Source organism: Litorisediminivivens sp. KMU-197, from assembly GCF_056858395.1.
This window is the reverse complement of record NZ_JBXEQG010000008.1, coordinates 42,151-63,614: the sequence shown is the minus strand read 5'-3', so window position 1 is coordinate 63,614 and position 21,464 is coordinate 42,151. Positions and strand designations below refer to the sequence as shown.

21 protein-coding genes are annotated in these 21,464 nt (G+C 65.5%); 12 read left to right on the top strand and 9 right to left on the bottom strand.

The features are described 5' to 3' along the window. Position 1 precedes the first annotated feature (1 nt). The gene (locus AC04PT_RS15985) at positions 2–2,239 is read left to right on the top strand and encodes a response regulator (protein ID WP_482874725.1); all 2,238 of its coding nucleotides are present in this window, start codon (positions 2–4) and stop codon (positions 2,237–2,239) included. A 127-nt stretch (positions 2,240–2,366) separates the two neighbouring features. Here the strand turns inward: AC04PT_RS15985 and AC04PT_RS15980 are convergent, their stop codons facing one another. The 4 genes from AC04PT_RS15980 to AC04PT_RS15965 form a co-directional block, all read right to left on the bottom strand. Further along, positions 2,367–3,185: a bifunctional allantoicase/(S)-ureidoglycine aminohydrolase gene (locus AC04PT_RS15980; protein WP_482874724.1), complete on the bottom strand. Its 819-nt coding sequence runs from the start codon at positions 3,183–3,185 to the stop codon at positions 2,367–2,369. Between the two features lie 104 nt (positions 3,186–3,289). Then, a complete protein-coding gene (yaaA, locus tag AC04PT_RS15975; protein WP_482874723.1) occupies positions 3,290–4,060 on the bottom strand; it encodes a peroxide stress protein YaaA in 771 nt (256 codons plus the stop codon). A gap of 26 nt (positions 4,061–4,086) precedes the next feature. After that, on the bottom strand, positions 4,087–6,132 hold the full coding sequence (gene recQ / locus AC04PT_RS15970) for a DNA helicase RecQ (protein WP_482874722.1): 2,046 nt from the start codon (positions 6,130–6,132) through the stop codon (positions 4,087–4,089). Positions 6,133–6,243: 111 nt separating this feature from the next. Beyond that, entirely contained in the window at positions 6,244–6,531 is a 288-nt protein-coding gene (locus tag AC04PT_RS15965; protein ID WP_482874721.1) for a YggT family protein, read from the bottom strand. Positions 6,532–6,652: 121 nt separating this feature from the next. Here AC04PT_RS15965 and AC04PT_RS15960 point away from each other — a divergent pair, with 121 nt between their 5' ends. Continuing rightward, positions 6,653–7,192: an acyl-CoA thioesterase gene (locus AC04PT_RS15960; protein ID WP_482874720.1), complete on the top strand. Its 540-nt coding sequence runs from the start codon at positions 6,653–6,655 to the stop codon at positions 7,190–7,192. Positions 7,193–7,286: 94 nt separating this feature from the next. On the opposite strand, the gene AC04PT_RS15955 is transcribed toward AC04PT_RS15960, so the two are convergent. Then, a complete protein-coding gene (locus tag AC04PT_RS15955; RefSeq protein ID WP_482874719.1) occupies positions 7,287–8,249 on the bottom strand; it encodes an aldo/keto reductase in 963 nt (320 codons plus the stop codon). Between the two features lie 241 nt (positions 8,250–8,490). On the opposite strand from AC04PT_RS15955, the gene AC04PT_RS15950 reads away from it, so the two are divergent. The 7 genes from AC04PT_RS15950 (at position 8,491) to arfB (ending at position 14,671) form a co-directional block, all read left to right on the top strand. Beyond that, a complete protein-coding gene (locus tag AC04PT_RS15950; RefSeq protein ID WP_482874718.1) occupies positions 8,491–9,135 on the top strand; it encodes a hypothetical protein in 645 nt (214 codons plus the stop codon). 66 nt (positions 9,136–9,201) lie between these two features. Next, complete coding sequence (locus AC04PT_RS15945) at positions 9,202–9,801, top strand: TIGR02466 family protein (protein WP_482874717.1); 600 nt, start codon at positions 9,202–9,204, stop codon at positions 9,799–9,801. 211 nt (positions 9,802–10,012) lie between these two features. Beyond that, a complete protein-coding gene (locus AC04PT_RS15940; RefSeq protein WP_482874716.1) occupies positions 10,013–11,368 on the top strand; it encodes an MFS transporter in 1,356 nt (451 codons plus the stop codon). Beyond that, entirely contained in the window at positions 11,344–12,288 is a 945-nt protein-coding gene (gene mepA, locus AC04PT_RS15935) for a penicillin-insensitive murein endopeptidase (protein ID WP_482874715.1), read from the top strand. Before AC04PT_RS15940 ends, mepA begins: the two co-directional genes overlap by 25 nt. A 6-nt stretch (positions 12,289–12,294) precedes the next feature. Then, a complete protein-coding gene (locus AC04PT_RS15930) occupies positions 12,295–13,173 on the top strand; it encodes an esterase-like activity of phytase family protein (protein ID WP_482874714.1) in 879 nt (292 codons plus the stop codon). Between the two features lie 133 nt (positions 13,174–13,306). After that, positions 13,307–13,957 carry a queuosine precursor transporter gene (locus AC04PT_RS15925; protein WP_482874713.1) on the top strand — a complete coding sequence of 217 codons (651 nt, stop codon included), beginning with the start codon at positions 13,307–13,309 and terminating at the stop codon, positions 13,955–13,957. Between the two features lie 294 nt (positions 13,958–14,251). Further along, positions 14,252–14,671, top strand: coding sequence for an alternative ribosome rescue aminoacyl-tRNA hydrolase ArfB (gene arfB / locus AC04PT_RS15920; RefSeq protein ID WP_482874712.1), 420 nt, complete (start codon positions 14,252–14,254; stop codon positions 14,669–14,671). A 26-nt stretch (positions 14,672–14,697) separates the two neighbouring features. On the opposite strand, the gene AC04PT_RS15915 is transcribed toward arfB, so the two are convergent. The 4 genes from AC04PT_RS15915 to pncA form a co-directional block, all read right to left on the bottom strand. After that, the gene (locus AC04PT_RS15915) at positions 14,698–15,447 is read right to left on the bottom strand and encodes a hypothetical protein (RefSeq protein ID WP_482874711.1); all 750 of its coding nucleotides are present in this window, start codon (positions 15,445–15,447) and stop codon (positions 14,698–14,700) included. 63 nt (positions 15,448–15,510) lie between these two features. Then, positions 15,511–15,828, bottom strand: a complete 318-nt coding sequence (locus AC04PT_RS15910; RefSeq protein WP_482874710.1) for a hypothetical protein — start codon at positions 15,826–15,828, stop codon at positions 15,511–15,513. Between the two features lie 228 nt (positions 15,829–16,056). Beyond that, the gene (pncB, locus tag AC04PT_RS15905) at positions 16,057–17,349 is read right to left on the bottom strand and encodes a nicotinate phosphoribosyltransferase (RefSeq protein WP_482874709.1); all 1,293 of its coding nucleotides are present in this window, start codon (positions 17,347–17,349) and stop codon (positions 16,057–16,059) included. An 11-nt stretch (positions 17,350–17,360) separates the two neighbouring features. Next, entirely contained in the window at positions 17,361–17,954 is a 594-nt protein-coding gene (gene pncA / locus AC04PT_RS15900; RefSeq protein WP_482874708.1) for a bifunctional nicotinamidase/pyrazinamidase, read from the bottom strand. A gap of 111 nt (positions 17,955–18,065) precedes the next feature. Between pncA and AC04PT_RS15895 the strand changes: the two genes are divergently transcribed. The 3 genes from AC04PT_RS15895 (at position 18,066) to AC04PT_RS15885 (ending at position 21,290) form a co-directional block, all read left to right on the top strand. Further along, complete coding sequence (locus AC04PT_RS15895; protein ID WP_482874707.1) at positions 18,066–19,304, top strand: Hsp70 family protein; 1,239 nt, start codon at positions 18,066–18,068, stop codon at positions 19,302–19,304. A gap of 37 nt (positions 19,305–19,341) precedes the next feature. Next, entirely contained in the window at positions 19,342–20,256 is a 915-nt protein-coding gene (gene trhO / locus AC04PT_RS15890; RefSeq protein WP_482874706.1) for an oxygen-dependent tRNA uridine(34) hydroxylase TrhO, read from the top strand. Positions 20,257–20,381: 125 nt separating this feature from the next. Next, positions 20,382–21,290, top strand: a complete 909-nt coding sequence (locus tag AC04PT_RS15885; RefSeq protein ID WP_482874705.1) for an MBL fold metallo-hydrolase — start codon at positions 20,382–20,384, stop codon at positions 21,288–21,290. Positions 21,291–21,464: the final 174 nt, after the last annotated feature.

Here is a 21,464-nt window from a genome sequence, read left to right as displayed (position 1 = left end):
CATGAGTCTTGCCAGCAAACTAGCGGAGGAACGCCGCGCCCGGCTGGCCGCCGAACGTTTGCTGGAGCTCAAGCAGGCCGAGCTGTTCGCCGCCAACCGCAAGCTTGGCCACCATGCCCGCGCGTTGAGCGAGGAAATCGTCGAGTCCCGCGCCGAGATGGCCACCGTCCGGGACGAGAACCAGCGCGTGAAGTCCGACCTCACGCGCGCCACCCAGAACCTCGAGGTCGCCCAGCGCCGCCTGCATCAGGCCGTCGAGACCATCGAAGACGGTTTTGCCTTCTTCGACAGCAGCCATTGCCTTATCTTCGCCAACTCCGCCTATCTGTCGGTGTTCGACGGGCTGGACGAGGTCCGCCCCGGCGTGCCCTTCGCCCGCATCCTGCAACTGCTGACCGAAGAGGGCATCGTCGACAGCGGCGACCTGCCTCCGGCGGACTGGCGGATGATGATGCTGGACCGCTGGCAATCCGCTACGCCGGAACCGGTGACCGTGCGGCTGTGGAACGACACGTACCTCAAGGTGCTCGACAAACGCGGCGAAGACGGCGACGTGGTGAGCCTCGTACTCAACATCACCGACACCATCCGGTATGAGACCGCCTTACGCGACGCGCGCAACAGGGCCGAGGCCGCGAACCGCGCGAAGTCCGCCTTCCTTGCCAACATGAGCCACGAAATCCGCACCCCGATGAATGGCGTCATCGGCATGGCCGAACTTCTCACCGATACCGAGTTGAGCGAAGAGCAGCGGCTCTACGTCAACACCATGAAGAATTCTGGCGAAGCCTTGATGGTGATTATCAACGACGTGCTGGACTATTCGAAGATCGAGGCCGACAAGATGGTGCTTCACCCGGAGCCCTTCGACCTTGAACGCGCCATCCACGAGGTCATCATGCTGTTGCAGCCCTCGGCGCGCGACAAGGGCATCGACCTGCTGGTGGACTACGACATCTTTTTGCCCACCGAATTCGTCGGCGATCCGGGGCGCATCCGTCAGGTGCTGACGAACATCATCGGCAACGCCGTGAAGTTCACGCTGTGCGGCCATGTGCTGACGCGTGTCGTCGGTCTCCCGCGGGAGGATGGCGGAACGTCGATCCATATCACTGTCGAGGACACCGGCATCGGCATTCCGGAGGAAAAGCTGGCGCATGTCTTCGGCGAATTCAATCAGGTCGAGGACGAGACCAACCGCAAGTTCGAAGGCACCGGGCTGGGGTTGGCGATTTCAAAGCGGCTGGTCGGGATGATGGGCGGCAGGGTCTGGGTCGACAGTGTCGTCGGCAGCGGATCGAGTTTCGGTTTCCAGATTGTGCTGTCCGCCGCCGCCGAGGGGCCGGTGCGCCCGCCACATCTGCCGCGCCACCTGCGCCGGGTGCTGATCGTCGACGACCACGCGATGAACCGGACCATCCTGGAGCGCCAGATGCAGGTGATGCAAGTCGAGACCGCCAGCTGTGCCAACGGGCGCGAGGCGCTGGCGCTCTATGCCGGCGACCCGCGCTTCGACCTGATCCTGACCGATCACAACATGCCCGAGATGGACGGGCTCGAGCTGGCGCAGGCCCTGCGCGACGCCGGGCACGGGGTGCCGATCGTCATGCTCAGTTCCAACACCGGCTTTGCCGAGCAGGACCCCGCGGCGCGGCACCTGACGGCGATCCTGCAGAAGCCGGTGCCGCGGAGCGTCCTGTTCGGCACGCTCGGCGGCCTGTTGCCCCCGGTCGAGGCGTCCTTAATGCCCGCGCCCCCGGCACCGCCGCCGGCTGCCACCACGCCGCCAGCAGTGTCGCAGCCCGCCGCCCCGCCCGCCGCCGGGTCGGCCCGACAGGCACGGTCCCTCCGGGTGCTGACGGCCGAGGACAACAAGACCAACCAGTTCGTCTTCCGCAAGATGGTCAAGACACTCGAGATCGACCTGCATTTCGCCGACAATGGGCTTGAGGCCGTGGCGCTTTATGAGGCGCTGGAGCCGGATGTCATCTTCATGGACATTTCGATGCCCGAGATGGACGGCAAGACCGCCACCGCCGAGATCCGAAAGCTGGAGGCCTCAAGCGGCAGGCGTGTCCCGATCATCGCCTGCACCGCCCACGCCATGAGTGGCGACCGCGAGGCGCTTCTGGCGGCGGGGCTCGACGATTACATCACCAAGCCGCTGAAACGCGCGGATATCGAGGCGATGCTGGCGAAATACGCGCCCGCGTGGCGGGACGAGCGCGCCACGGGATGACGCAGAGGGACCGCAGCGTTGCTGGTAACCGCAGCCCCGGACCTGCTCCGGGGCCTCACGGTCGGCGTCGGGGTAGAGGTCCCGGATCAGGTCCGGGACGCGGCTCCGAGGACCGCGGGCGGCCCGCTTACAGCTTGGCGTGACGGTTCACGTCCTTGTAGAGCAGGTAACGGAAGCGCCCCGGACCGCCGGCGTAGCAGGCTTGCGGGCAGAAGGCGCGCAGCCACATGAAATCACCCGCTTCGACCTCGACCCAGTCCTGGTTGAGCCGATAGACAGCCTTGCCCTCCAGCACGTAGAGCCCGTGCTCCATCACGTGGGTCTCGGCGAAGGGGATCACCCCGCCCGGCTCGAAGGTCACCACCGTCACGTGCATGTCGTGGCGCAGGTCTGCCGGATCGACGAAACGCGTCGTCGCCCAGGCGCCGTTGGTGTCGGGCATCGGCGTCGGCGCCACGTCGTGATCCGAGGTCACGAACGCCTCGGGCGCGTCCAGCCCCTCGGCCGGCTCGTAGCATTTGCGGATCCAGTGAAACCGCGCAGGATCGGTGCCGTCGTTCTTCAGCGACCACGCGCAGGACGGCGGCAGGTAGGCAAAGCCACCCTCGGTCAGCCGGTGCTCGGTGCCCTCGATGTTCAGCACAATGGTGCCGCCCACCACGAAAAGCACGCCCTCAGCCTCGGGATTCGGTTCGGGCTGGGTGCTGCCACCGCCGGGGGCGACTTCCATGATGTATTGCGAAAAGGTCTCGGCGAAGCCCGACAGCGGCCGCGCGATCACCCAGGCGCGGGTATCCTGCCAGTGCGGCAGGAACGAAGTCACGATGTCGGTCATCGTAGCCTTGGGGATCACCGCATAGGCTTCGGTAAAGACGGCGCGTCCGGTCAGCAGCTCGGTCTGCCCCGGAAGCCCGCCATGGGGCGCGTAATAGCTGCGGTCGGTCACCGGCTGTCTCCTTGTCTGGTTGGCGTTACTAAACGCCCTCGCGCCGGGACTTGGAAGAACCTGCCTGCCGAATGCTTTCTTCGCGCTTTTTTGAAGATGCCCTGTCAGTCTCTGGCGTCGTGCAGGAATGCCAGACGGCCCGGCTCCGACAACTCTGCGCAATGGCGATAGCCGCCGAGGTCGAAAGCAAGGATATCCTGCGGATCGCGCAAGCGGTTCTGCACGATGTAGCGCGCCATTGCGCCGCGCGCCTTCTTGGCAAAGAAGCTGACGATCTTGGGCTTGCCGCCCTTCATGTCGTAGAACTGCGGCGTGACCACCTTCAGCTTCAGCGCCTTCGGGTCCACCGCGCCAAAGTATTCCTGGCTGGCACAATTGATCAGCGTATCGGTGCCGGTCTCCTCGGCCTGCGCAGTCAGCGCCTTCGCGATCTGGTCGCGCCAATAGTGGTAGAGGTTTGTGCCCCGCCGCGTCTTCAGCCGCGAACCCATCTCCAGCCGATAGGGCTGGATCGCGTCCAGCGGCCGCAGCACGCCATAGAGGCCGGACAGGATGCGCAGGTGATCCTGCGCATACCGCAGCTCGTCCGGTTCCAAAGAACGCGCCTCGAGCCCCTGATAGGTGTCGCCGGCAAAGCCGAAGATCGCCGGGCGGGTGGCATTGGGCGCAGGGTCTTCCGCGAAGTCGCGAAACCGGTCGCGGTTCAGCCGCGCCAGATCATCGCTGAGGTCCATCAGCCCCTTCAGGTCGCGCAGCGTCAGGTTGCGCGCGGTCTTCGCCAGCCGCAGGGCGTCGTCCTGCATTGCAGGTTCGGTGCTGTCGACGTTGACTTCGGACCAGTCCAGCCGCTTGGCCGGCGAGATTACCACGAGCATTCAAGTCCCTCCGTTTGGACCCGGACTTAGGATGCTTCGCGCAGAACGTCCAGAAAGGCCGCGCCAAAGCGCTCCGCGCGTCGCTCGCCCAGCAGCTTTTCCAGCTCTTCGGGCACCGATGGGCGACGCTCGGCCAGCTTGGCCAATTGCGAGGCCGAGCAGGACAGTGGCTTGTCGGTTCCCATCTCGCCGCGCGCCAGATCGGCCTGCACCTGCATCAGACGGTCATAGAGCGCGCCAGCGTCGCGCCCGGCCAGCTTGCGCCGTGTCGGGTGCATCTCTTCGTCGGCGCCAGTGATGACCGAAAGGAACTCGGCGCCGTATTTCTCAAGCTTCTTGGCGCCGACCCCGCTGATCCCGGCCATCGCGTCGAGGCTGTCGGGCCGCGCCTCGGCCATCTCGATCAGGGTGCGGTCGGTGAAGATGATATAGGCGGGGACGCTCGCAGCCTCGGCCAGCGCCCGGCGCTTGGCCTTGAGCGCGGACAGCAGCGGCGCGTCCTCGTCGCTGACCATCGCCTTGACGGCGGGGCGGCGGGTGGCCTGCGCCTTGGCAATGGTATCCTTGCGCAAGGTGATCGTGTCCTCCCCACGCAGGATGGGGCGCGCGGCCTCGGTCATGCGCAGGGCGCCGTGACGTTCGGGATCGGGGCGGAACAGGTCGTGGCCCATCATCTGACGGAACACCGCCTGCCAGCCGCGCTTGTCGAATTCGCGCCCGACGCCAAAGGTGGGCAACTGGTCGTGGCCCTTCTGGCGGACCTTGTCGGTCTCGTTGCCCATGACGATGTCGATCAGGTGACCGGCGCCGAACCATTCGCCGGTGCGCAGCGCCGCCGAGAGCGCCTTGCGCACCGCATCGGTGGCGTCGAAGGTCTCGACCGGGGTCTGGCAGAGGTCGCAGTGACCGCAGGCATCGGCGTCTTCCCCGAAGTAGCCCAGCAGGGTCTTGCGACGGCATTCCAAAGCCTCGGCAAGGCCCAGCAGCGCATTCAGCCTGCCATGGTCGGCGGCGCGGCGTTCGGGCGGGGCGAGGCCCTCGTCGATCTGGGACCGGCGCAGGCGGATGTCATCGGCGCCGAACAGGGTCAGCGTCTCGGCCGGGGCGCCATCGCGGCCGGCGCGACCGATTTCCTGGTAATAGGCCTCGATGGACTTGGGCATGTCGGCATGGGCAACCCAGCGGATGTCAGGCTTGTCCACGCCCATGCCGAAGGCCACGGTGGCGACCACGATCAGCCCGTCCTCGCGGGCGAAACGGGTCTCGACGATACGCCTGTCCTCGGCATCCATGCCGCCGTGATAGAAACACGCGCTGTGGCCATCGTCCGACAGGGCGCGGGCTAGGCCCTCGGTCTTGGCGCGGGTGCCGCAATAGACGATGCCCGACTGCCCGCGCCGGGCGGCAGCGAAGTCGAGGATCTGGCGGCGCGGGCTGTTCTTGGGCTGGAAAGCAAGGTGAATGTTGGGCCGGTCGAAGCCGCGCAGGAAGCGGGCGGGCTCTTCGCCGTCGAACAGGCGGGTGACGATCTCGTCCTGGGTCTCGCGGTCGGCGGTGGCGGTAAAGGCGGCCAGCGGCACGCCCAGACTGCGGCGCAATTCGCCGATGCGCAGGTAGTCGGGGCGGAAGTCATGGCCCCACTGGCTGACGCAATGCGCCTCGTCCACGGCGATGGAACTGACGCCGATGCGGCGCAGCATCTGCAGGGTGCCGCCCGCGGCCAGACGTTCCGGGGCGAGGTAGAGCAGCTTCAGCGTGCCACGCTCCAGCGCCTCCAAGACCGCGTCGGTTTCCTCGGGCGTGTTTCCGGAGGTGAGCGCACCGGCCTCGACACCCGCCTCGCGCAGGCCCCGCACCTGATCGCGCATCAGGGCTATGAGCGGAGAGATCACCACCGTCACGCCGTCGCGCATCAGCGCGGGCAGCTGGAAACACAGGGACTTGCCGCCGCCGGTGGGCATGATCGCCAGCACGTTCTCGCCGCGCGCCACGGCTTCGGCGATCTCGCCCTGACCGGGGCGAAAACCGTCGAATCCGAACACGTCCCGCAAAAGCGTGGCGGTCTGGTCCATGTCAGAAATCCTGCAAGATTTGTTCTAAACTGCTCTTACAGGAACAGTCTCACATTGAGAATCGGTGAACAAGAGGCAGCCGCGGGATGAGCGCAAAGCACCCGCCCCGTGTTAGATCAGCCCGAAGAGCTCCGGCAGGATGAAATCGCGCAGGGAAATCAGGATGATGAAGGCCACCAGCGGCGCCAGGTCGAGCGGCCTTGTGTCCGGCAGGATGTTGCGGATCGGGCGATAGATCGGTTCCAGCAGGCGGTTCAGGCCGTACCAGAGTTGCGCCACGAATTGCTGACCGAGGTTAAGCACCTGGAAATTGATCAGCCAGCTCATGATGATATGCAAAATCATGATGAAGAACGCCACGTCGAGGATCAGCTTGATCGGCCCGTAAATCGCATACATCTGGTCTTCTCTCCTTGGATCGCAGCCTAGGTAAGCGCACCGCGACCAAAGGACAAGTGCCGCCGCGTTACGGCTTGCTCTTGCCGCGGCGCGGCGCGACCTAGGGGCAGGAGGTGCCCGCATGTATCCCTTTGCCCGCATGGCGCTTGAACTCATCATTCACCGCAACGCCGATCCGCTGCCGCTGACCGGCACTCATGTCTCGCATCATCGGTGCTGGCCATGGGACATCGACTTCTGGATGGAGTTGAACAACGGCCGCACCCTGACGCTTTATGATCTGGGGCGCATCCCGCTTGCGATCCGAACGGGGCTCTATCCGGTGCTGCGCGACAACCGTTGGGGCCTGACGGTGGCCGGGTCCTGTACGCGGTATCGCCGCCGCATCCGGTCCTTCGAGGGTTTCGAGATGCGCTCGCGCGCCGTGGGGGTGGACGACAAGTTCCTCTACCTCGAACAGTCGATGTGGAAGAAGGACGGCGAATGCGCCGGGCACGCGATGTATCGCACGGCAGTCACCGGCAAGCGCGGCATCGTGCCGCCGGAGCAGGTGCTGGCGGCGCTGGGCCATGAAGAGGCGTTGCCGCCATTGCCCGAGCATTTCCGGGCGTGGATCGAAGCCGAGGACCAGCGGCCCTGGCCGCCGATGGTGGAGGCGTAATCCGGACGGACTAGTTCGGAGTTGCCGGCTGAATGCGACGCGACGAAGTCGTGTTCGGCTTGCAATCCGGCATCAGGCCAACCGTCGACGGCTCTTACCCCGGCCGGTACACCCGGTTCGCCTCCGGATCCTCGGTTGCGAAGGGCACCGCCGTCAATTCCTCTTCCGCCGCAGCCGGGATCCTGGCCTCGGCCCAGTCCAGCGTCTGCCGCACCCGTTCCGGTCTGGACACGCCAACGATTGTCGAGGCGACACGCGTATCCGCCATCGAAAATTGTAGCGCCGCCGCCCCCGGCGCGATGCCGTGCTTCGCGCAGATTGCCTCGATCCGCTCGACCGGCGCCAGCGCCTCGGCGTCGGCCTCCTGATAGGTGATCCGTGGCATCGCCGCGCTGCCCTTCGCCAGCACGCCACCGGCATAGGGCGCGGCGTTCAGGATCGCCATGCCCTTGGCATCGGCATAGTTGAACATCGCATGCGCCGAGCGGTTGAGCAGTGTGTAGCGGTTGTGGCTGATCAAGCCATCGAAGGGATAGGCGCTGAGGATCGGCTTCATCACGTCGAGCCGGCCCATGGCGAGCCCGACCGCCCCGGCGACGCCCTCTTCCTTCAGTTTGAACAACGCGTCCAGCGCGCCGCCCTCGCCGGTGATCTCCTGCAGGTCGCGGGCATGTTCGGGATCGTGCAGGTGCAGCAGGTGGACGTGATCCAGCCCCAGCGCGGTGAGGCTCTCCTCGATGCTTTCGCGGACGCGGGCGGCGTCGAACCGGCCGGTCTCCATGTCGCGGTCGAGCTTGGTCGAGATCACGAAGCCCTCGGGCAGACCGCCATGATCGCGGATCGCAGCGCCGACCCGCGCCTCGGAGCGGCCGAAACCGTAATTGCGCGAACTGTCGAGGAAATTGATCGGGCCGGCGAAGATCGCCTCAAGCGTCTCGCGCGCCCGCGCCTCGGGCACCTCGTAGCCGTAAGTGTCGGGCATGTCGCCCAACGCCGAGGTGCCGAAACAGATCGGGGTGACCGAAAGCCCGGTCCGTCCAAGGGGTCGCCTGTCCATGATCCGCTCCTGTTTGGTTGCCGCGACGATACCTGCCTGCGCAGCGGTGTCGAGTCCTGCGCACCTGCCGGCGGCGCCACGGAACCCTCCGTTTTCACGATCTTTTTGCAGCCTTACGCGGCCGCGATGACGAAATATTCACGTCTCCGCCGCAGGGTTTGCGCATCCGGTTTTTGTGTTTTTCGGTTCGGGCGCGGGCTTCGATGCTTTCAAGTCCCGGCCCGCCTTTCAGGAGACCCTCATGCCGTCGATTTACTCGGTCGATCAGGTCACGGTAAAGATCGTCCGGACGGACCCGCCGACGATGATCGTGATGGCCTCGGGCCGGGTCACCAGCACCGGCTGGGCCAATCCGCGGCTCGACATGCGGTTCTTCGCCCTGCCGCCACGGGATGGCGTTCTGGAGTTCGATTTCATCGCGCGCCGGCCCGCCGCCGGGCAGACCGTGCTGCCGATGCTGACGCCGGTCCACGCCGACACCGCTGTCGCACCCTGTGACGAGGCCAACTTCTGGGGGCCGGGGGCGCCGCTGCGCGGGGTCCGCGTCCACGCGCAAGAAACCATACGCTGCGTGATGTTCGCCACCGACGCCCGCTTCCTGCCGCCGATGGCCCGGTTGTCGCCCGACGAGGTCACGCTGCTGCATCCCGACGCCAAGGACGAACCCAGCTTCGAGGCTGATATCAGGCCGTTGTTCCGCCGCCGCGACCGGCTGTGCATGAAGACCTACGCGCGGTTCGACCTGCATGACCTAGACGATGTGCGCACCAATGCCGAACGCATCTTCGAGCGGCTGGACGACGGCACCATGCCCGACGATGGCGGATGGCCGAAGGCGGACGTCGACCTGTTCCGCCGCTGGATCGACACCGGAATGATCGACTGAGCGGTTTGCGCTTTACCCCGGTAGGGGTGACGTGGTCCCATCGTCGCAGCCTCGCAGGGGGACCGCATGATCGGCTCATTCCAACGTCAGGACCTGTTTCCAACCCTGATCTTTCAGGCCCGTCTGGAGCATCCCGCGTCCGTCAATACCACGCTGGCACGGGCCATCACCGATGAGCGGCGCGCGGACGCCGCCGGCCTGAGCCGTTCGAACCTGAGGTCACAGGGTGGCTGGCACAGCCGTGACACCCTGCACCGCGATGCCGAGTTCGCCAGCCTTTCTAGCGCGGTGCGGTCCATGGCGGCACTGGTCGCCGAGGATTTGGGCTACGACCCGCAGGCGCGGCCGGAGATTCTGGGCATGTGGGCAATCGTGAACTCCCCCGGTGCAGCCAACCGGTCGCATCTGCATCCCGGCGCGCTGTGGAGCGGGGTGTATTACGTCTCGGTGCCGGAAGGCTCCGGCGATATCGAGTTCACCGATCCGCGCACCGCGAACCTGATGCGCCAGCCGCGCTATGCCAATCGGCCCGAGGTCTGCCGCCCCTCCGTGGCGTTGCGGCCCGAGGCGGGGATGCTGGTGCTGTTTCCCGGCTGGCTCTATCACGAGGTGCACCCGAACCTGTCTGGCGAGGACCGGGTGATCGTCAGTTTCAATCTCGGCTGATCCTGCCCGGAGCCTATTGGCAATGCCGCCGGGACAGTGGCCGCTGCATGACCCGAACCGGATATCGCGGCCGTGCCTCAGGCAACAGGCTCGGCGGCGAGATGGCCGCTTCGGTCCACTCCCGTCCCCGTCGGTTCCCTTACGTCCGGGCAACAAATGCTTGCGCGCTTGGCCCAAACCGCGCTCTAACCCTGCAAAACAGGGGTGAGACATGCAGGCAGGCAAACGCAAGCGCATCTGGGGCTGGTTCTTCTTCGACTGGGCCAGCCAGCCATTCAACACACTGCTGCTGACCTTCATCTTCGGCCCCTATGTCAAGGAACTGGTGGGCGACGGCACCGCCGCGCAGGCGGCCTGGGGCTACGGCATCGGCGCCGCCGGTCTGGTGATCGCGCTGCTGGCGCCGGTGCTGGGCGCGGTGGCCGACACCTCGGGGCACCGGATGCGGTTCATCTGGCTGTTCTCGGCGATGTATGTCGTCGGCTCGGCGGTGCTGTGGTTCGCGGCGCCCGACGACTTCAACCTGACGCTCACGCTGATGTTCTTTGCCATCGGACTGATCGGCATGGAATTCGCCACGATCTTCACCAACTCCATGTTGCCAGACCTGGGCACCCGCGAAGAGATCGGCCGGATCTCGGGCAATGGCTGGGCCTTCGGCTACGTCGGCGGGCTGGTGGCACTGGTGATGATGCTGACGCTGTTCGCCGAGAACGCCACCACCGGCAAGACCCTGATCGGCATCTCGCCGATCCTCGGGCTGGACGCCGAAGCGCGCGAGGGCACCCGCTTCGTCGGCCCGCTGACGGCTGTGTGGTACGTGGTGTTCATGGTGCCGTTCTTCGCCTGGGTGCGCGACCCCAAGCCCGCCGCCCGTGTGCCGGGTGCGATGGGCCGGGCGCTGAGCGACCTGAAGGGCACGTTGAAACACCTGCCGCAAAGCCCGTCGCTGTTCGCCTACCTCGCCTCGTCGATGTTCTACCGCGATGCGCTGAACGGGATGTACGTCTTCGGCGGCATCTACGCCGCCGGCGTGCTGGGCTGGAGCGTGGTGGACGTGGGCATCTTCGGCATCGTGGCAATCATTGCGGGGGCGCTTTTCGCGTGGCTGGGCGGGATGTGGGATTCGCGCTTCGGTCCGAAACCGGTCATCACCGGTGCGATCCTCGCGCTGACCTTCGCGGCAATCTCGACGGTGCTGGTGTCACCCACCTCGCTTTATGGCGTGGCCCTGCCCGAGGGGTCCGGCCTGCCCGACGTGGCCTTCTACCTGATCGGTGCGCTGATCGGCGCGGCGGGGGGTGTGCTGCAATCCGCCAGCCGCACGATGATGGTCCGCCAGGCCAACCCGGCCCGCATGACCGAAGCCTTCGGGCTCTATGCGCTGGCCGGCAAGGCGACGTCGTTCCTTGCGCCATTGTCGATCGGGGTGATGACCCAGATCACTGGCTCACAACAATTGGGCGTGACCCCGCTCATCGCCCTTTTCCTGATCGGTCTCTTGCTGCTACGCTGGGTCAAACCCGAAGGAGACCGAGCAGCATGGTCCGACACCGTTATCGCCTAGCCGCCGCAGCCCTTGTCTGCGCCGTTCTGAGCGCCTGTGGCGACGAATCCGCCGCCACCAAGTCCGCCGTCCGCGCCGAGGCGCTGCCGACCATCGGCGACAGCATGGGTGTGCTGTCCTCGAAACAGGCCAAGCAACTGTTCGGCGCCAAGTCGGACGGGTCGGGCCAATCGCCGGCCCCATACGGCAGCTACTCGAAGGGCTGCCTGGCGGGCGGCGCGCAACTGCCCGAAACCGGACCGACCTGGCAGGCGATGCGGCTGTCACGCAACCGCAACTGGGGTCATCCGCAACTGATCGACTATCTGCAGGACCTGTCAAAGAAGGCAGCGCGCCTGCCGGGCTGGAACGGGCTCTACATCGGTGACCTGTCGCAACCGCGCGGCGGCCCGATGCTGACCGGCCATGCCAGCCATCAGATCGGTCTTGACGGCGACATCTGGCTGCGCCCCGCCACCAACCTGCAACTGTCGCGGCAAGCCCGGGAACAACTGTCGTCGATCTCGCTCCGGCGCGCCAACGGCGCCTTCACCAACGACAGCTGGACACCGCAACACCACGAACTTCTCAAGGCCGCCGCCAGCGACCCAAGGGTGGCGCGGATCTTCATCTTCCCCGGGGCCAAGGTGAAGATGTGCAACGACGAGACCGGTGATCGGTCGTGGCTGCGCAAAATCCGGCCATGGTACGGACATCACTATCATTTCCACGTCAGGCTTGCCTGCCCCAGCGGCACAAGGGGCTGCGTGAACCAGAACCCGCCCCCGCCGGGCGACGGCTGTGACCAGGCGCAGGAATGGGTGAACAATATTCTCAACCCGCCGCCGCCGGACCCGGACGCGCCCGCACCGAAGCCCAAGCGCGAGCTGGTGCTGGCCGATCTTCCGGCGCAATGCGCAGACGTGTTGCAGGCTCAGTAGGATCCCATGAAACGGTTTATCATCGGCGCGGCGCTGACCGTGCTGGCCGGCTGCACCATCGCCGCCGAGAACGCGCCCCGTGCCACGCATATCCAGAGCTTTACCTGGCAAATGGATGCCGAGGGGTTCGGCGGCTTCTCGGCCATCGACTTTACCGACAACGGCGAACACTTCGTGGCGCTGTCGGACCGTGGCAGCTATGTCGAGGCGCGGCTGGTGCGCGAGGACGGCCGCATCGTCCGGATCGAGAGCACTCAGCCCGCACCCTTGCGCAACGTGGACGGCGCCATCATCAAGCGGCGCGGCGACCGGGACAGCGAGGGGCTTGCGATCGGCGCGGACGGACGCCGCTTCGTGTCGTTCGAAGGCTGGCACCGGGTCTGGCCCTATCCCACGATGAACCGTGCCGCGCGGATGGAAAGACATCCGGACTTCAAACACCTGCAGGCCAATTCCTCGCTCGAGGCGCTGGCGGTCGATGATCGCGGCTGGCTTTACACCATCCCCGAGCGGTCCGGCCAGATGACCAGACCCTTCCCGGTCTATCGGTTCAACGGAACCCGCTGGGACCAGCCTTTCTCGATCCCGCGGACCGGAGGCTTCCTGCCCGTGGGTGCCGACTTTGGTCCGGACGGCAGGCTTTATCTGTTGGAGCGTGAGTTCACCGGCTTGGGGTTCCGGTCACGGGTGCGCCGTTTCGTGGTGAACGGATCAGGGATCAGTAGCGGCGAGGTGCTGCTGTCGAGCACTTTGGCCCGGCACGACAACCTTGAAGGCATCGCCGTGACCCGTACCGAAACCGGGGCGATCCGGCTGACGATGATCTCGGACGACAACTTCGGCATCTTCCAGCGGACTGAGATCGTCGAATACGTCCTACGATAAGCGGCCGGTCCGGCGACGGACCGGCCCCGCCGGGGATTAAACGCTTGCGTCGGCACCGCGCCGCCGTTAAGAGCCGCCCGTTCCCGACCCCGGGGGCCAAGTCGCCGCAACCTTGATAAAACGGGCACGCATCATGAACCGCACCCACCTTCCTGGCATTCTTGCCATGGCCGCCATCGTCGTGGCCTCGAACATCCTCGTCCAGTTCCTGATCCTCGACGGATTGCTGACCTGGGGCGCTTTCACCTATCCGCTGGCCTTTCTGGTCACCGACATCATGAACCGCGTCTACGGCGTGACCGCCGCGCGCAAGGTCGTGCTGGCGGGCTTCGTGACCGGCGTGGTCTGCTCGCTGATCGGCAGCCAGATCATGCTGCAGGGCGACGGCTATACCTATGCCGCCGTGCCGCTGCGCATCGCCGTGGCTTCGGGCACTGCCTTCCTGATCGCGCAACTGGTTGATATCGCGGTGTTCAACCGCTTCCGCGAGGGCCGCTGGTGGCGTGCGCCGCTGGCCTCGACGCTGGTTGGCTCGGCGCTCGACACCGCGATGTTCTTCACCATCGCCTTTTCCGCCTCGGTCACCTTCTTCGGCGCGGATGCCGACGCGGCGATCAACTGGGCGTGGGAGCCGGTGCCTTTCATGAACGCCGGGCCGCTGCTGCCGCTCTGGGTGACGCTGGCCTTCGCCGACTGGCTGGTGAAGCTGACGCTGGCTGTGGTGGCGCTGATCCCGTTTCGGGCGATCGTCACGCACCTTGGAAAAAATCGCGCCGTGGCGTGAAGTTTTTATTTGAGATTCAGAATTGCCGTGCCATGATTCGGGGTACGGACAACAAACAGAAAGGAGGTGCTTCAGTGTCTAGAGAGGTATTGGAGAAAGGTGTCGGAACAGTTCGGGGAGGCGCCCTCTAAGGCAGCCCTTGGGGAGTGCAAACTCCGAATTGGTAGGACCTAACCGGCCCCACCTCCTGACATTCTCGAAGGGCCATGCCGCCGGGCATGGCCCTTTTCGATTTTGTACAATTTGTACAAAACGACCTATGGTTTTGTACAAAAGCCCCTGCCGGACCGTACCATGCCCTTGACCATCAATGACGCCATCGAAATCGCCGATTGGGAGCTGACCGAGCAGTTCATCCGCTCCTCCGGTCCGGGCGGCCAGAACGTCAACAAGGTGTCGACGGCGGTCGAACTGCGGTTCGAGGCCGAGCGGTCCCCGTCCCTGCCCGACGCGGTTAAGCGCCGGCTGCAGCGCGTCGCGGGCCGCAAGTGGACCCGCGAGGGCGCGGTGGTCGTGCAGGTCGACGAGACCCGGTCCCAGGCCCGCAACCGCGAGATTGCGCGGGAGCGTTTGGCGGAGATGGTGCGACGCGCGCTGGAGCGTCCGAAACGCCGGGTGCCGACGCGGGTGTCGCAGAACCAGAAGCGCAAGCGTGTGGATGCGAAGAAGAAGCGGGGCGAGGTGAAGGCGCTCAGGGGGAAGGTGGAGGAGTAATCACCCGCCGGGACCACCAGGCAGCCTTACCACGCCACGTAGACAAGGCTGACCGCCACGGCCACAGCGCCGAGCCCGCGAAGGATGTAGGGCGCATTTACCCGCCATTGTCTCGGCCGGTGCTTCTGCGCGGGGCGGACGTCGTCGGTGCGCAGGACGGGCAGAACCCAGCGCTCGAAGTGGCGGGCCTGCACGCCAAGCGAGTGACCATAGAGGAAGTACCTGTCCCGGATCGGGTAATTGTTGAAGCCGACGACGCCGGTGTGCCAATAGGTCTTTGGCCGGATCGCCGCCAGCAGGATCGGCCAGGGATCGTTGATGCCGCATTCGTTCACGAGCTTGGCCTTGCAGACCTCGAAGCTTTCGTCATCGTCGATGTGACAGACCGAGCCGACGAAGAAGACCCAGTCGAAGGCCTCCTGAACCCTGCGGGGCAGCGCGCTGAAGACCTTGGTGCCGTAGCTGTGGCAGATGATCGTTGCGGATTCGAAATCCCTGGAGGCCAGCGCCTGTGCGATGCGGCGCCCCACCCGCGCCCTGCGTTCCTTTTCGCCGCGCAGGAAGAGGATGTCCGTCACGCCTGTCATGGCATAGGACACCGGCGCATAGGTAACGGCAATGTCGTTGAATCTTGCCGTCACACGCTCATAGGATGCCCAGTCTCCAGAGACCGAAAAGATGCCGTGCAGGCAGACAACAATGTGTCTGACCGCAGCCGCGTCTTTCAATTCCACGTCCGGCAGAAACGATTCCGGCTCTTCGAAAATGGTCTTCAACCAATGTCATCCCGAGTAAGTTCAACTCGGGATGGTAAATCGTTTTCAGGTTGAAGTCAGCAACTAGAAGCCGACTGCGGTCTTCGGATGTTCGCCTTGATAATCCTCGGTATCTCCGGCGGCAGCCTTCGCCAGCTCGGCTTCGACCTCGACATTGTCGAGTGCCGGAAGCTGCAAGGCGTAGCGGGTATCGCTGTGGTCGTCCCAGGAATAGATGTTGCGGCTAGCGCGACGCTGCTTCACCATCCATTCGAAGGCGGTGAAGGCGTAGTTAAACAATTCCTTACGGGTCTGGATATCGCAGTCCTCCATCAGCTTGTTCAGACGGGCGACCTGTCGCGGGGTAAAATCAAGTTGAACGCGGGTGGGGTTCTTCGTCATAAAATGCCTCGGCTGTTCGTGTCCGTGATACTCAGTTTGCACTCGTAGTTCGGGCGATCTGTCATCACTCAACACATAACCTATTGATATGTTCCAAATTTGGCGGACGGCTGTCACGCCGCGAGCGCACAATCGCACCATTTCGGTCGAGAATCAATGCGTCAAATGAGGATAATAGGAGTATAATCGGAGTGTTTCCGACTATTCACGGGATTTTGGCAGTTTTCGTCACACAACTACCTCGATCCGCTCCTGCTCGCCCACCCCGAACACCCGCTTGTAGCGCGCGATCTCGTCCGCCGGACCCATCGCCTTCTCCGGGTTGTCCGAGAGCTTGACCGTGGGCCGACCCTCCGCCGACACCGCCTTGCACACCAAGGAGAACGCGTCCAAACCGCCATTAGGCACCAGCCCGCGGAAATCGTTGGTCAGGTTGGTGCCCCAACCGAAGGACACGCGAACCCGGCCGGAGAACTGCGCGTGGAGGGACGCGATGTTGTCCACGTCGAGACCGTCGGAGAAGATCACCAGCTTCTCGCGTGGGTCCTCGCCGCGGGATTTCCACCAGTCGATGGCGATCTCGGCGGCCTTGGCGGGGTCGCCGCTGTCGATGCGGATGCCGGTCCAGCCGGCCAGCCAGTCGGGCGCACGGTCGAGGAAGCCCTTGGTGCCGAAGGTGTCGGGCAGAATGACGCGGAGGTTGCCCTCGTGCTCTTCGTGCCAGTCGGCCAGCACGTCGTAAGGGGCCTGCGCCAATTCGGCGTCGGTGTCGGCCAGCGCGGCATAGACCATCGGCAGTTCGTGCGCGTTGGTGCCGATCGCCTCGAGGTCGCGTTCCTTGGCGATCAGGCAGTTGGAGGTGCCGACGAAGCTGGGCCCCAGCCCCTCGGTCATGGCCTGTACGCACCAGTCCTGCCACAGGAAGCTATGCCGCCGCCGGGTGCCGAAATCGGCAATCCGCAGCGTGTCGATCGCGCGCAGGCGTTCGACCTTTTCCCACAGCTTGGTCATGGCGCGGGCGTAGAGCACCTGAAGCTCGAACCGGCCCATGTCGTTCAGCACGGCACGGCTTCGCAGTTCCATCAGCACCGCCAGAGCCGGGATTTCCCAGAGCATGACTTCGGGCCAGGCGCCTTCGAAGGTCAGCTCGTACTGGCCGTCGCGCTTTTCCAGGTGGTAGGGTGGCAGGCGCAGGGCCTCGAACCATTCCATGAAGTCGGGGCGGAACATCGAGCGCTTGCCATAGAACATGTTGCCGCGCAGCCATGTGCTTTCGCCGCGCGACAGCGACAGCGAGCGGATATGGTCGAGCTGTTCGCGCAACTCGCCCTCGTCGATCAGTTCGGCCAGGCGAATGTGTTTCGAACGGTTGATCAGCGAGAAGGTGACCTGCGTCTCGGGCTTGTTGCGGAACACCGATTGGCACATCAGGAGCTTGTAGAAATCGGTGTCGATCAGCGACCGCACGATGGGGTCGATCTTCCACTTGTGGTTCCAGACGCGGGTGGCGATGTCGACCATATCGGGGCCTTTCAGGACAGGGTGACGCCGGCGTCGCGCATGTTGGATTGCGCCCCGGCGAGCGAGCCGTCGAGGTCGATGGCGCGGCAATGATCGGTCAGCACCGTGACGGCGAAGCCCAGCCTGGCGGCGTCCACAGCGGAAAAGGCGACGCAGAAATCGGTGGCGAGGCCCACCATCGTCAGGTCGGTGATGCCACGGGTGCGGAGGTAGCCTTCCAGCCCGGTGGGGGTGGTGTGATCGTTTTCGAAGAAGGCGGAGTAGCTGTCGATCTGAGGGCGGAAGCCCTTGCGGATGATCAGGTCGGCGCGGGTGGTGTCGAGCGACGGGTGAAAGGCCGCGCCCTCTGATCCCTGCACGCAATGCTCGGGCCAGAGCACCTGCGGGCCATAGGGCATCTGGGTCAGCTCGAAGGGGGCCTTGCCGGGATGGCGGCTGGCGAAGGAAGAGTGGCCCTCGGGGTGCCAGTCCTGGGTCAGAAGCACGGCGTCGTAGTCGCCCATCAGCGCGTTGATCGGGCCGACGATCTCGTCTCCGCCGGCCACCGCGAGCGCCCCGCCTGGGCAGAAATCGTTTTGCACGTCGATGACGAGTAGCGCGCGCATGGGGCGGCCTCCTGATTTGATTGCTGGGCGCAGCTTAGAGTCCGGTTTCGCGAATTGCCATGGGGCAGGCTTGCGGGTATCACCGCCGCTTTCGGTACGGGTGAGGCAGGTATGGCGCGGCTTGGCATTGACTTCGGGACGTCCAACAGCGGGGCAGGCATCGTCACCGGCGGACGCCCCGAGGCGCTCCGGCTGGAGGACGGGGCGCAGACCCTGCCCACGGCGGTCTTCGTGGATTTCGACGCGCAGCGCTTTGTCTATGGCGCGGCGGCGGCGCGGGCGATGATGGAGGGGCAGGACGGCCGCTTCATGCGCGGGTTAAAAAGCATCCTCGGCACGCCGCTGGCGCGGGAAAAGCGGCGGTTGCTGAATGATCGGGTGACACTGATCGAGGTGATCGGGCGGTTCCTGGCCGAGATGAAGGGCCGCGCCGAACGGCTGACCGGGCGGCGCTATGACGCGGTCCTGTCCGGGCGGCCGGTGATGTTTCACTCGGCCTCGGCGGACAGGGATGCGCAAGCGGAAACGGACCTGCGCGAGGCCTATGGATTGGCGGGGTTTCGCGAGGTCGATTTCCTGCCCGAACCCGAGGCAGCGGCGCTGGCGGTGGCGGGCGCGGGGCGGATGCTGATCGTGGACATCGGCGGCGGCACGTCGGACTTCACCCTGTGCGAGCGGGCCGATGGCCGGACCCGGGTGATTGCCAGCCGCGGGCTCAGGCTGGGCGGCACCGATTTCGACCGCAGCCTGAGCCTCGCCCACGTGATGCCCCTGCTCGGGCATGGCGCGGCGATCGGCGCAGAGCTGGGCGACAAGACGCACACCGCCCCGCGGGCGCTGTTTCACGATCTGGCAAGCTGGGAGAAGATCGCCTTCGTCTACGAACCGACGCTGCTGCGCGAGGTCAGGCGCTGGGCGCGGATGGCGGAGGAGCCGGTGCTGTTCGAACGGCTGGCGGCGGTGTTGGAGATGCATCTGGGTCATGACATCGCCTACGCGGTTGAGGCCGGGAAGATTGCGGCCAACGACACCCAGCGGGGCGAGATCGCGCTCGAGGTGGTCGCGCGCGGGCTGAGCGTGGACCTGTGGAACATCCAGATGCAACATGAGCTTCAGGCCGCCAGCGACCGCATCGGAGAGATGGCGCTGGCGACGGTGGTGGATGCGGGATGCACGCCCGACAGCGTCGACATGGTGGTCTTCGTCGGCGGGTCGAGCCTGCTTGGCGGGGTGCGTAAGGCGCTCGCCGGCCGTTTCCCCGACGCGCGGCAGGAAACCGCGGAGGTCTTTACCGCCGTCGTCCACGGGCTGGCGATCGCGGCCGAGGACCGTGCCGCTATGCAATCGTGATCTTGTCTGCGTCGTCGGGGCTGCGTATCTGAGGCGCATGTTCATCGTCGCCGCGCTCTATCATTTCACCCGCCTTGAGGATCCCGCCGCCGTGCAGGGGCCGTTGCGGGATCTCTGCGCGCATCACGGTGTTACCGGCACCCTTCTGCTGGCCCACGAGGGCATCAACGGCACCATTGCCGGCACGCGCGGCGGCATCGACGCGGTGCTGGCGCATCTTCGCGCCCTGCCCGGCTGTGCCGATCTGGAGCACAAGGAAAGCACCGCCGCGGCGCCGCCCTTCGCCCGCATGAAGGTGCGGCTGAAGCGCGAGATCGTGACCATGGGTCAGCCCGACGTGGACCCGCGGGCGCGCACCGGCCACTACGTCGCGCCGCAGGACTGGAACGATCTGATCTGCGCGGAGGACGTGGCGGTCATCGACACCCGCAACGATTACGAGACCGCCATCGGCACCTTCGAAGGCGCCATCGACCCCGGCACCGCCAGCTTCCGCGACTTCCCGAAGTGGTGGGAGCAGAACAAGCACCGCTTTCACAACAAGAAGGTGGCGATGTTCTGCACCGGCGGCATCCGTTGCGAGAAATCGACCAACTACCTGCTGGGGCAGGGGGTCGAGGAGGTCTATCACCTGAAGGGCGGCATCCTGAAATACCTCGAAGAGGTGCCCGAAGCAGACAGCACCTGGCGGGGCGACTGCTTCGTTTTCGATGGGCGCGTCTCGGTCGGGCACGGGTTGCGCGAGGGTCCGCACCTGCTGTGCCACGCCTGCCGGCGGCCGATCCTGCCCGAAGACCGCGACCGGCCCGACTATGAACACGGCGTTTCGTGCCATCACTGCATCGACGAGACCTCGGACGCCGACAAGGCGCGTTTCCGCGAACGCCAGAAGCAGATCGAACTGGCCCGCAAACGCGGCGAGAAGCACCTTGGCGGTGACTACGGGGTCTAGTCCTTCTTCTGGCCGAAAATATCCCGGGGGAGCCGAAGGCGGGGGCAGCGCCCCCGATACACCGTTGCCTCGCGCGCGACACCCGGTCATATTCGCATATGACATTATGTTTGGGAGGACAGGTCATGGCACTTAGCCGGCGCAAGGTTCTGGCAGGTATCGGTGCAGCCGCGGGCATGGCGGCGGCACCGCCGGTCTGGTCGAGCGTTGCGCTGGGCGGCGCGCGGATCGACACGCTTAGCGACGGGCACCTGACCCTGCCCGCCGAGTTCATCTTCGGGCCAATGCCGAAGCAACCGCTCCAGCCCATCATCGAGAAGTACGACCTGTCGGCCGACACGCTGACGCCGCCGTGCAACCTCACGCTGTTGCGCGACGAGGACAGGGTGGTGCTGTTCGATGTCGGTGCCGGGCCGGATTTTCAGCCGAGCGCGGGCAAGCTTATGGAAGCGTTCGACACCATCGGCCTCAGCCCGGACGAGGTGACGCATGTGGTGATGACCCACGGGCACCCGGATCACATCTGGGGTCTGCTCGATGATTTCGACGACCCGCTGTTCCCTGATGCCGCGTACCTGATGGGCGCGACCGAGTTCGATTACTGGATGGACGACGGCACCGTCGACAGCATCGGGGCGGCACGGCAATCCTTTGCGGTGGGCGCCAAGCGGCGGCTCGAGGGGATCGCGGATCGGGTGACGACCTTCGGCGATGGAGACGAGGTGCTGCCCGGTGTGCTGGCGGTGGAAAGCTTCGGGCACACGCCCGGCCACATGGCGTTCGAGCTGCGCGGCGGGTCGGAGTCGGTGATGGTGGTGGGCGATGCCATCGGCAATCATCACGTGGCCTTCGAGCAGCCCGGCTGGGCGTCGGGCGCCGATCATGACCCGGAGACCGCCGCCGCGACCCGCCAGACATTGCTCGACCGGATCAGCGCCGATGGAATGCGGCTGATCGGGTTCCACCTGCCGGGCGGTCTGGGCCGGACCGAGCGGCGGGGCGACGGCTATGTCTTCCTGCCCGAGCAGGGGTGAGCCCCGCGCGCTGACGCTGGAAAACGGTTATCCGTGACCCATAGGACCGAGGGGCAGCCGCGTCCCTCGGGCTGCTGTTCTTCAGTCAAGGAAGCCGCGTCGCGGGCTTGCGATGCGGCGTGACATGAGCCGCGCCGAAAGGCAGCGCGGCACCGGCGGAATCCTGCCTGTTTC

Excerpts from the sequence above, each read along its gene's own strand:
- AC04PT_RS15985 (WP_482874725.1), top strand. The coding sequence starts at position 2 with ATGAGTCTTGCCAGCAAACTAGCGGAGGAACGCCGCGCCCGGCTGGCC.
- yaaA (WP_482874723.1), bottom strand. The coding sequence starts at position 4,060 with ATGCTCGTGGTAATCTCGCCGGCCAAGCGGCTGGACTGGTCCGAAGTC.
- recQ (WP_482874722.1), bottom strand. The coding sequence starts at position 6,132 with ATGGACCAGACCGCCACGCTTTTGCGGGACGTGTTCGGATTCGACGGT.
- AC04PT_RS15965 (WP_482874721.1), bottom strand. The coding sequence starts at position 6,531 with ATGTATGCGATTTACGGGCCGATCAAGCTGATCCTCGACGTGGCGTTC.
- AC04PT_RS15960 (WP_482874720.1), top strand. The coding sequence starts at position 6,653 with ATGTATCCCTTTGCCCGCATGGCGCTTGAACTCATCATTCACCGCAAC.
- AC04PT_RS15955 (WP_482874719.1), bottom strand. The coding sequence starts at position 8,249 with ATGGACAGGCGACCCCTTGGACGGACCGGGCTTTCGGTCACCCCGATC.
- AC04PT_RS15950 (WP_482874718.1), top strand. The coding sequence starts at position 8,491 with ATGCCGTCGATTTACTCGGTCGATCAGGTCACGGTAAAGATCGTCCGG.
- AC04PT_RS15945 (WP_482874717.1), top strand. The coding sequence starts at position 9,202 with ATGATCGGCTCATTCCAACGTCAGGACCTGTTTCCAACCCTGATCTTT.
- AC04PT_RS15940 (WP_482874716.1), top strand. The coding sequence starts at position 10,013 with ATGCAGGCAGGCAAACGCAAGCGCATCTGGGGCTGGTTCTTCTTCGAC.
- mepA (WP_482874715.1), top strand. The coding sequence starts at position 11,344 with ATGGTCCGACACCGTTATCGCCTAGCCGCCGCAGCCCTTGTCTGCGCC.
- AC04PT_RS15930 (WP_482874714.1), top strand. The coding sequence starts at position 12,295 with ATGAAACGGTTTATCATCGGCGCGGCGCTGACCGTGCTGGCCGGCTGC.
- AC04PT_RS15925 (WP_482874713.1), top strand. The coding sequence starts at position 13,307 with ATGAACCGCACCCACCTTCCTGGCATTCTTGCCATGGCCGCCATCGTC.
- arfB (WP_482874712.1), top strand. The coding sequence starts at position 14,252 with ATGCCCTTGACCATCAATGACGCCATCGAAATCGCCGATTGGGAGCTG.
- AC04PT_RS15910 (WP_482874710.1), bottom strand. The coding sequence starts at position 15,828 with ATGACGAAGAACCCCACCCGCGTTCAACTTGATTTTACCCCGCGACAG.
- pncB (WP_482874709.1), bottom strand. The coding sequence starts at position 17,349 with ATGGTCGACATCGCCACCCGCGTCTGGAACCACAAGTGGAAGATCGAC.
- pncA (WP_482874708.1), bottom strand. The coding sequence starts at position 17,954 with ATGCGCGCGCTACTCGTCATCGACGTGCAAAACGATTTCTGCCCAGGC.
- AC04PT_RS15895 (WP_482874707.1), top strand. The coding sequence starts at position 18,066 with ATGGCGCGGCTTGGCATTGACTTCGGGACGTCCAACAGCGGGGCAGGC.
- trhO (WP_482874706.1), top strand. The coding sequence starts at position 19,342 with ATGTTCATCGTCGCCGCGCTCTATCATTTCACCCGCCTTGAGGATCCC.
- AC04PT_RS15885 (WP_482874705.1), top strand. The coding sequence starts at position 20,382 with ATGGCACTTAGCCGGCGCAAGGTTCTGGCAGGTATCGGTGCAGCCGCG.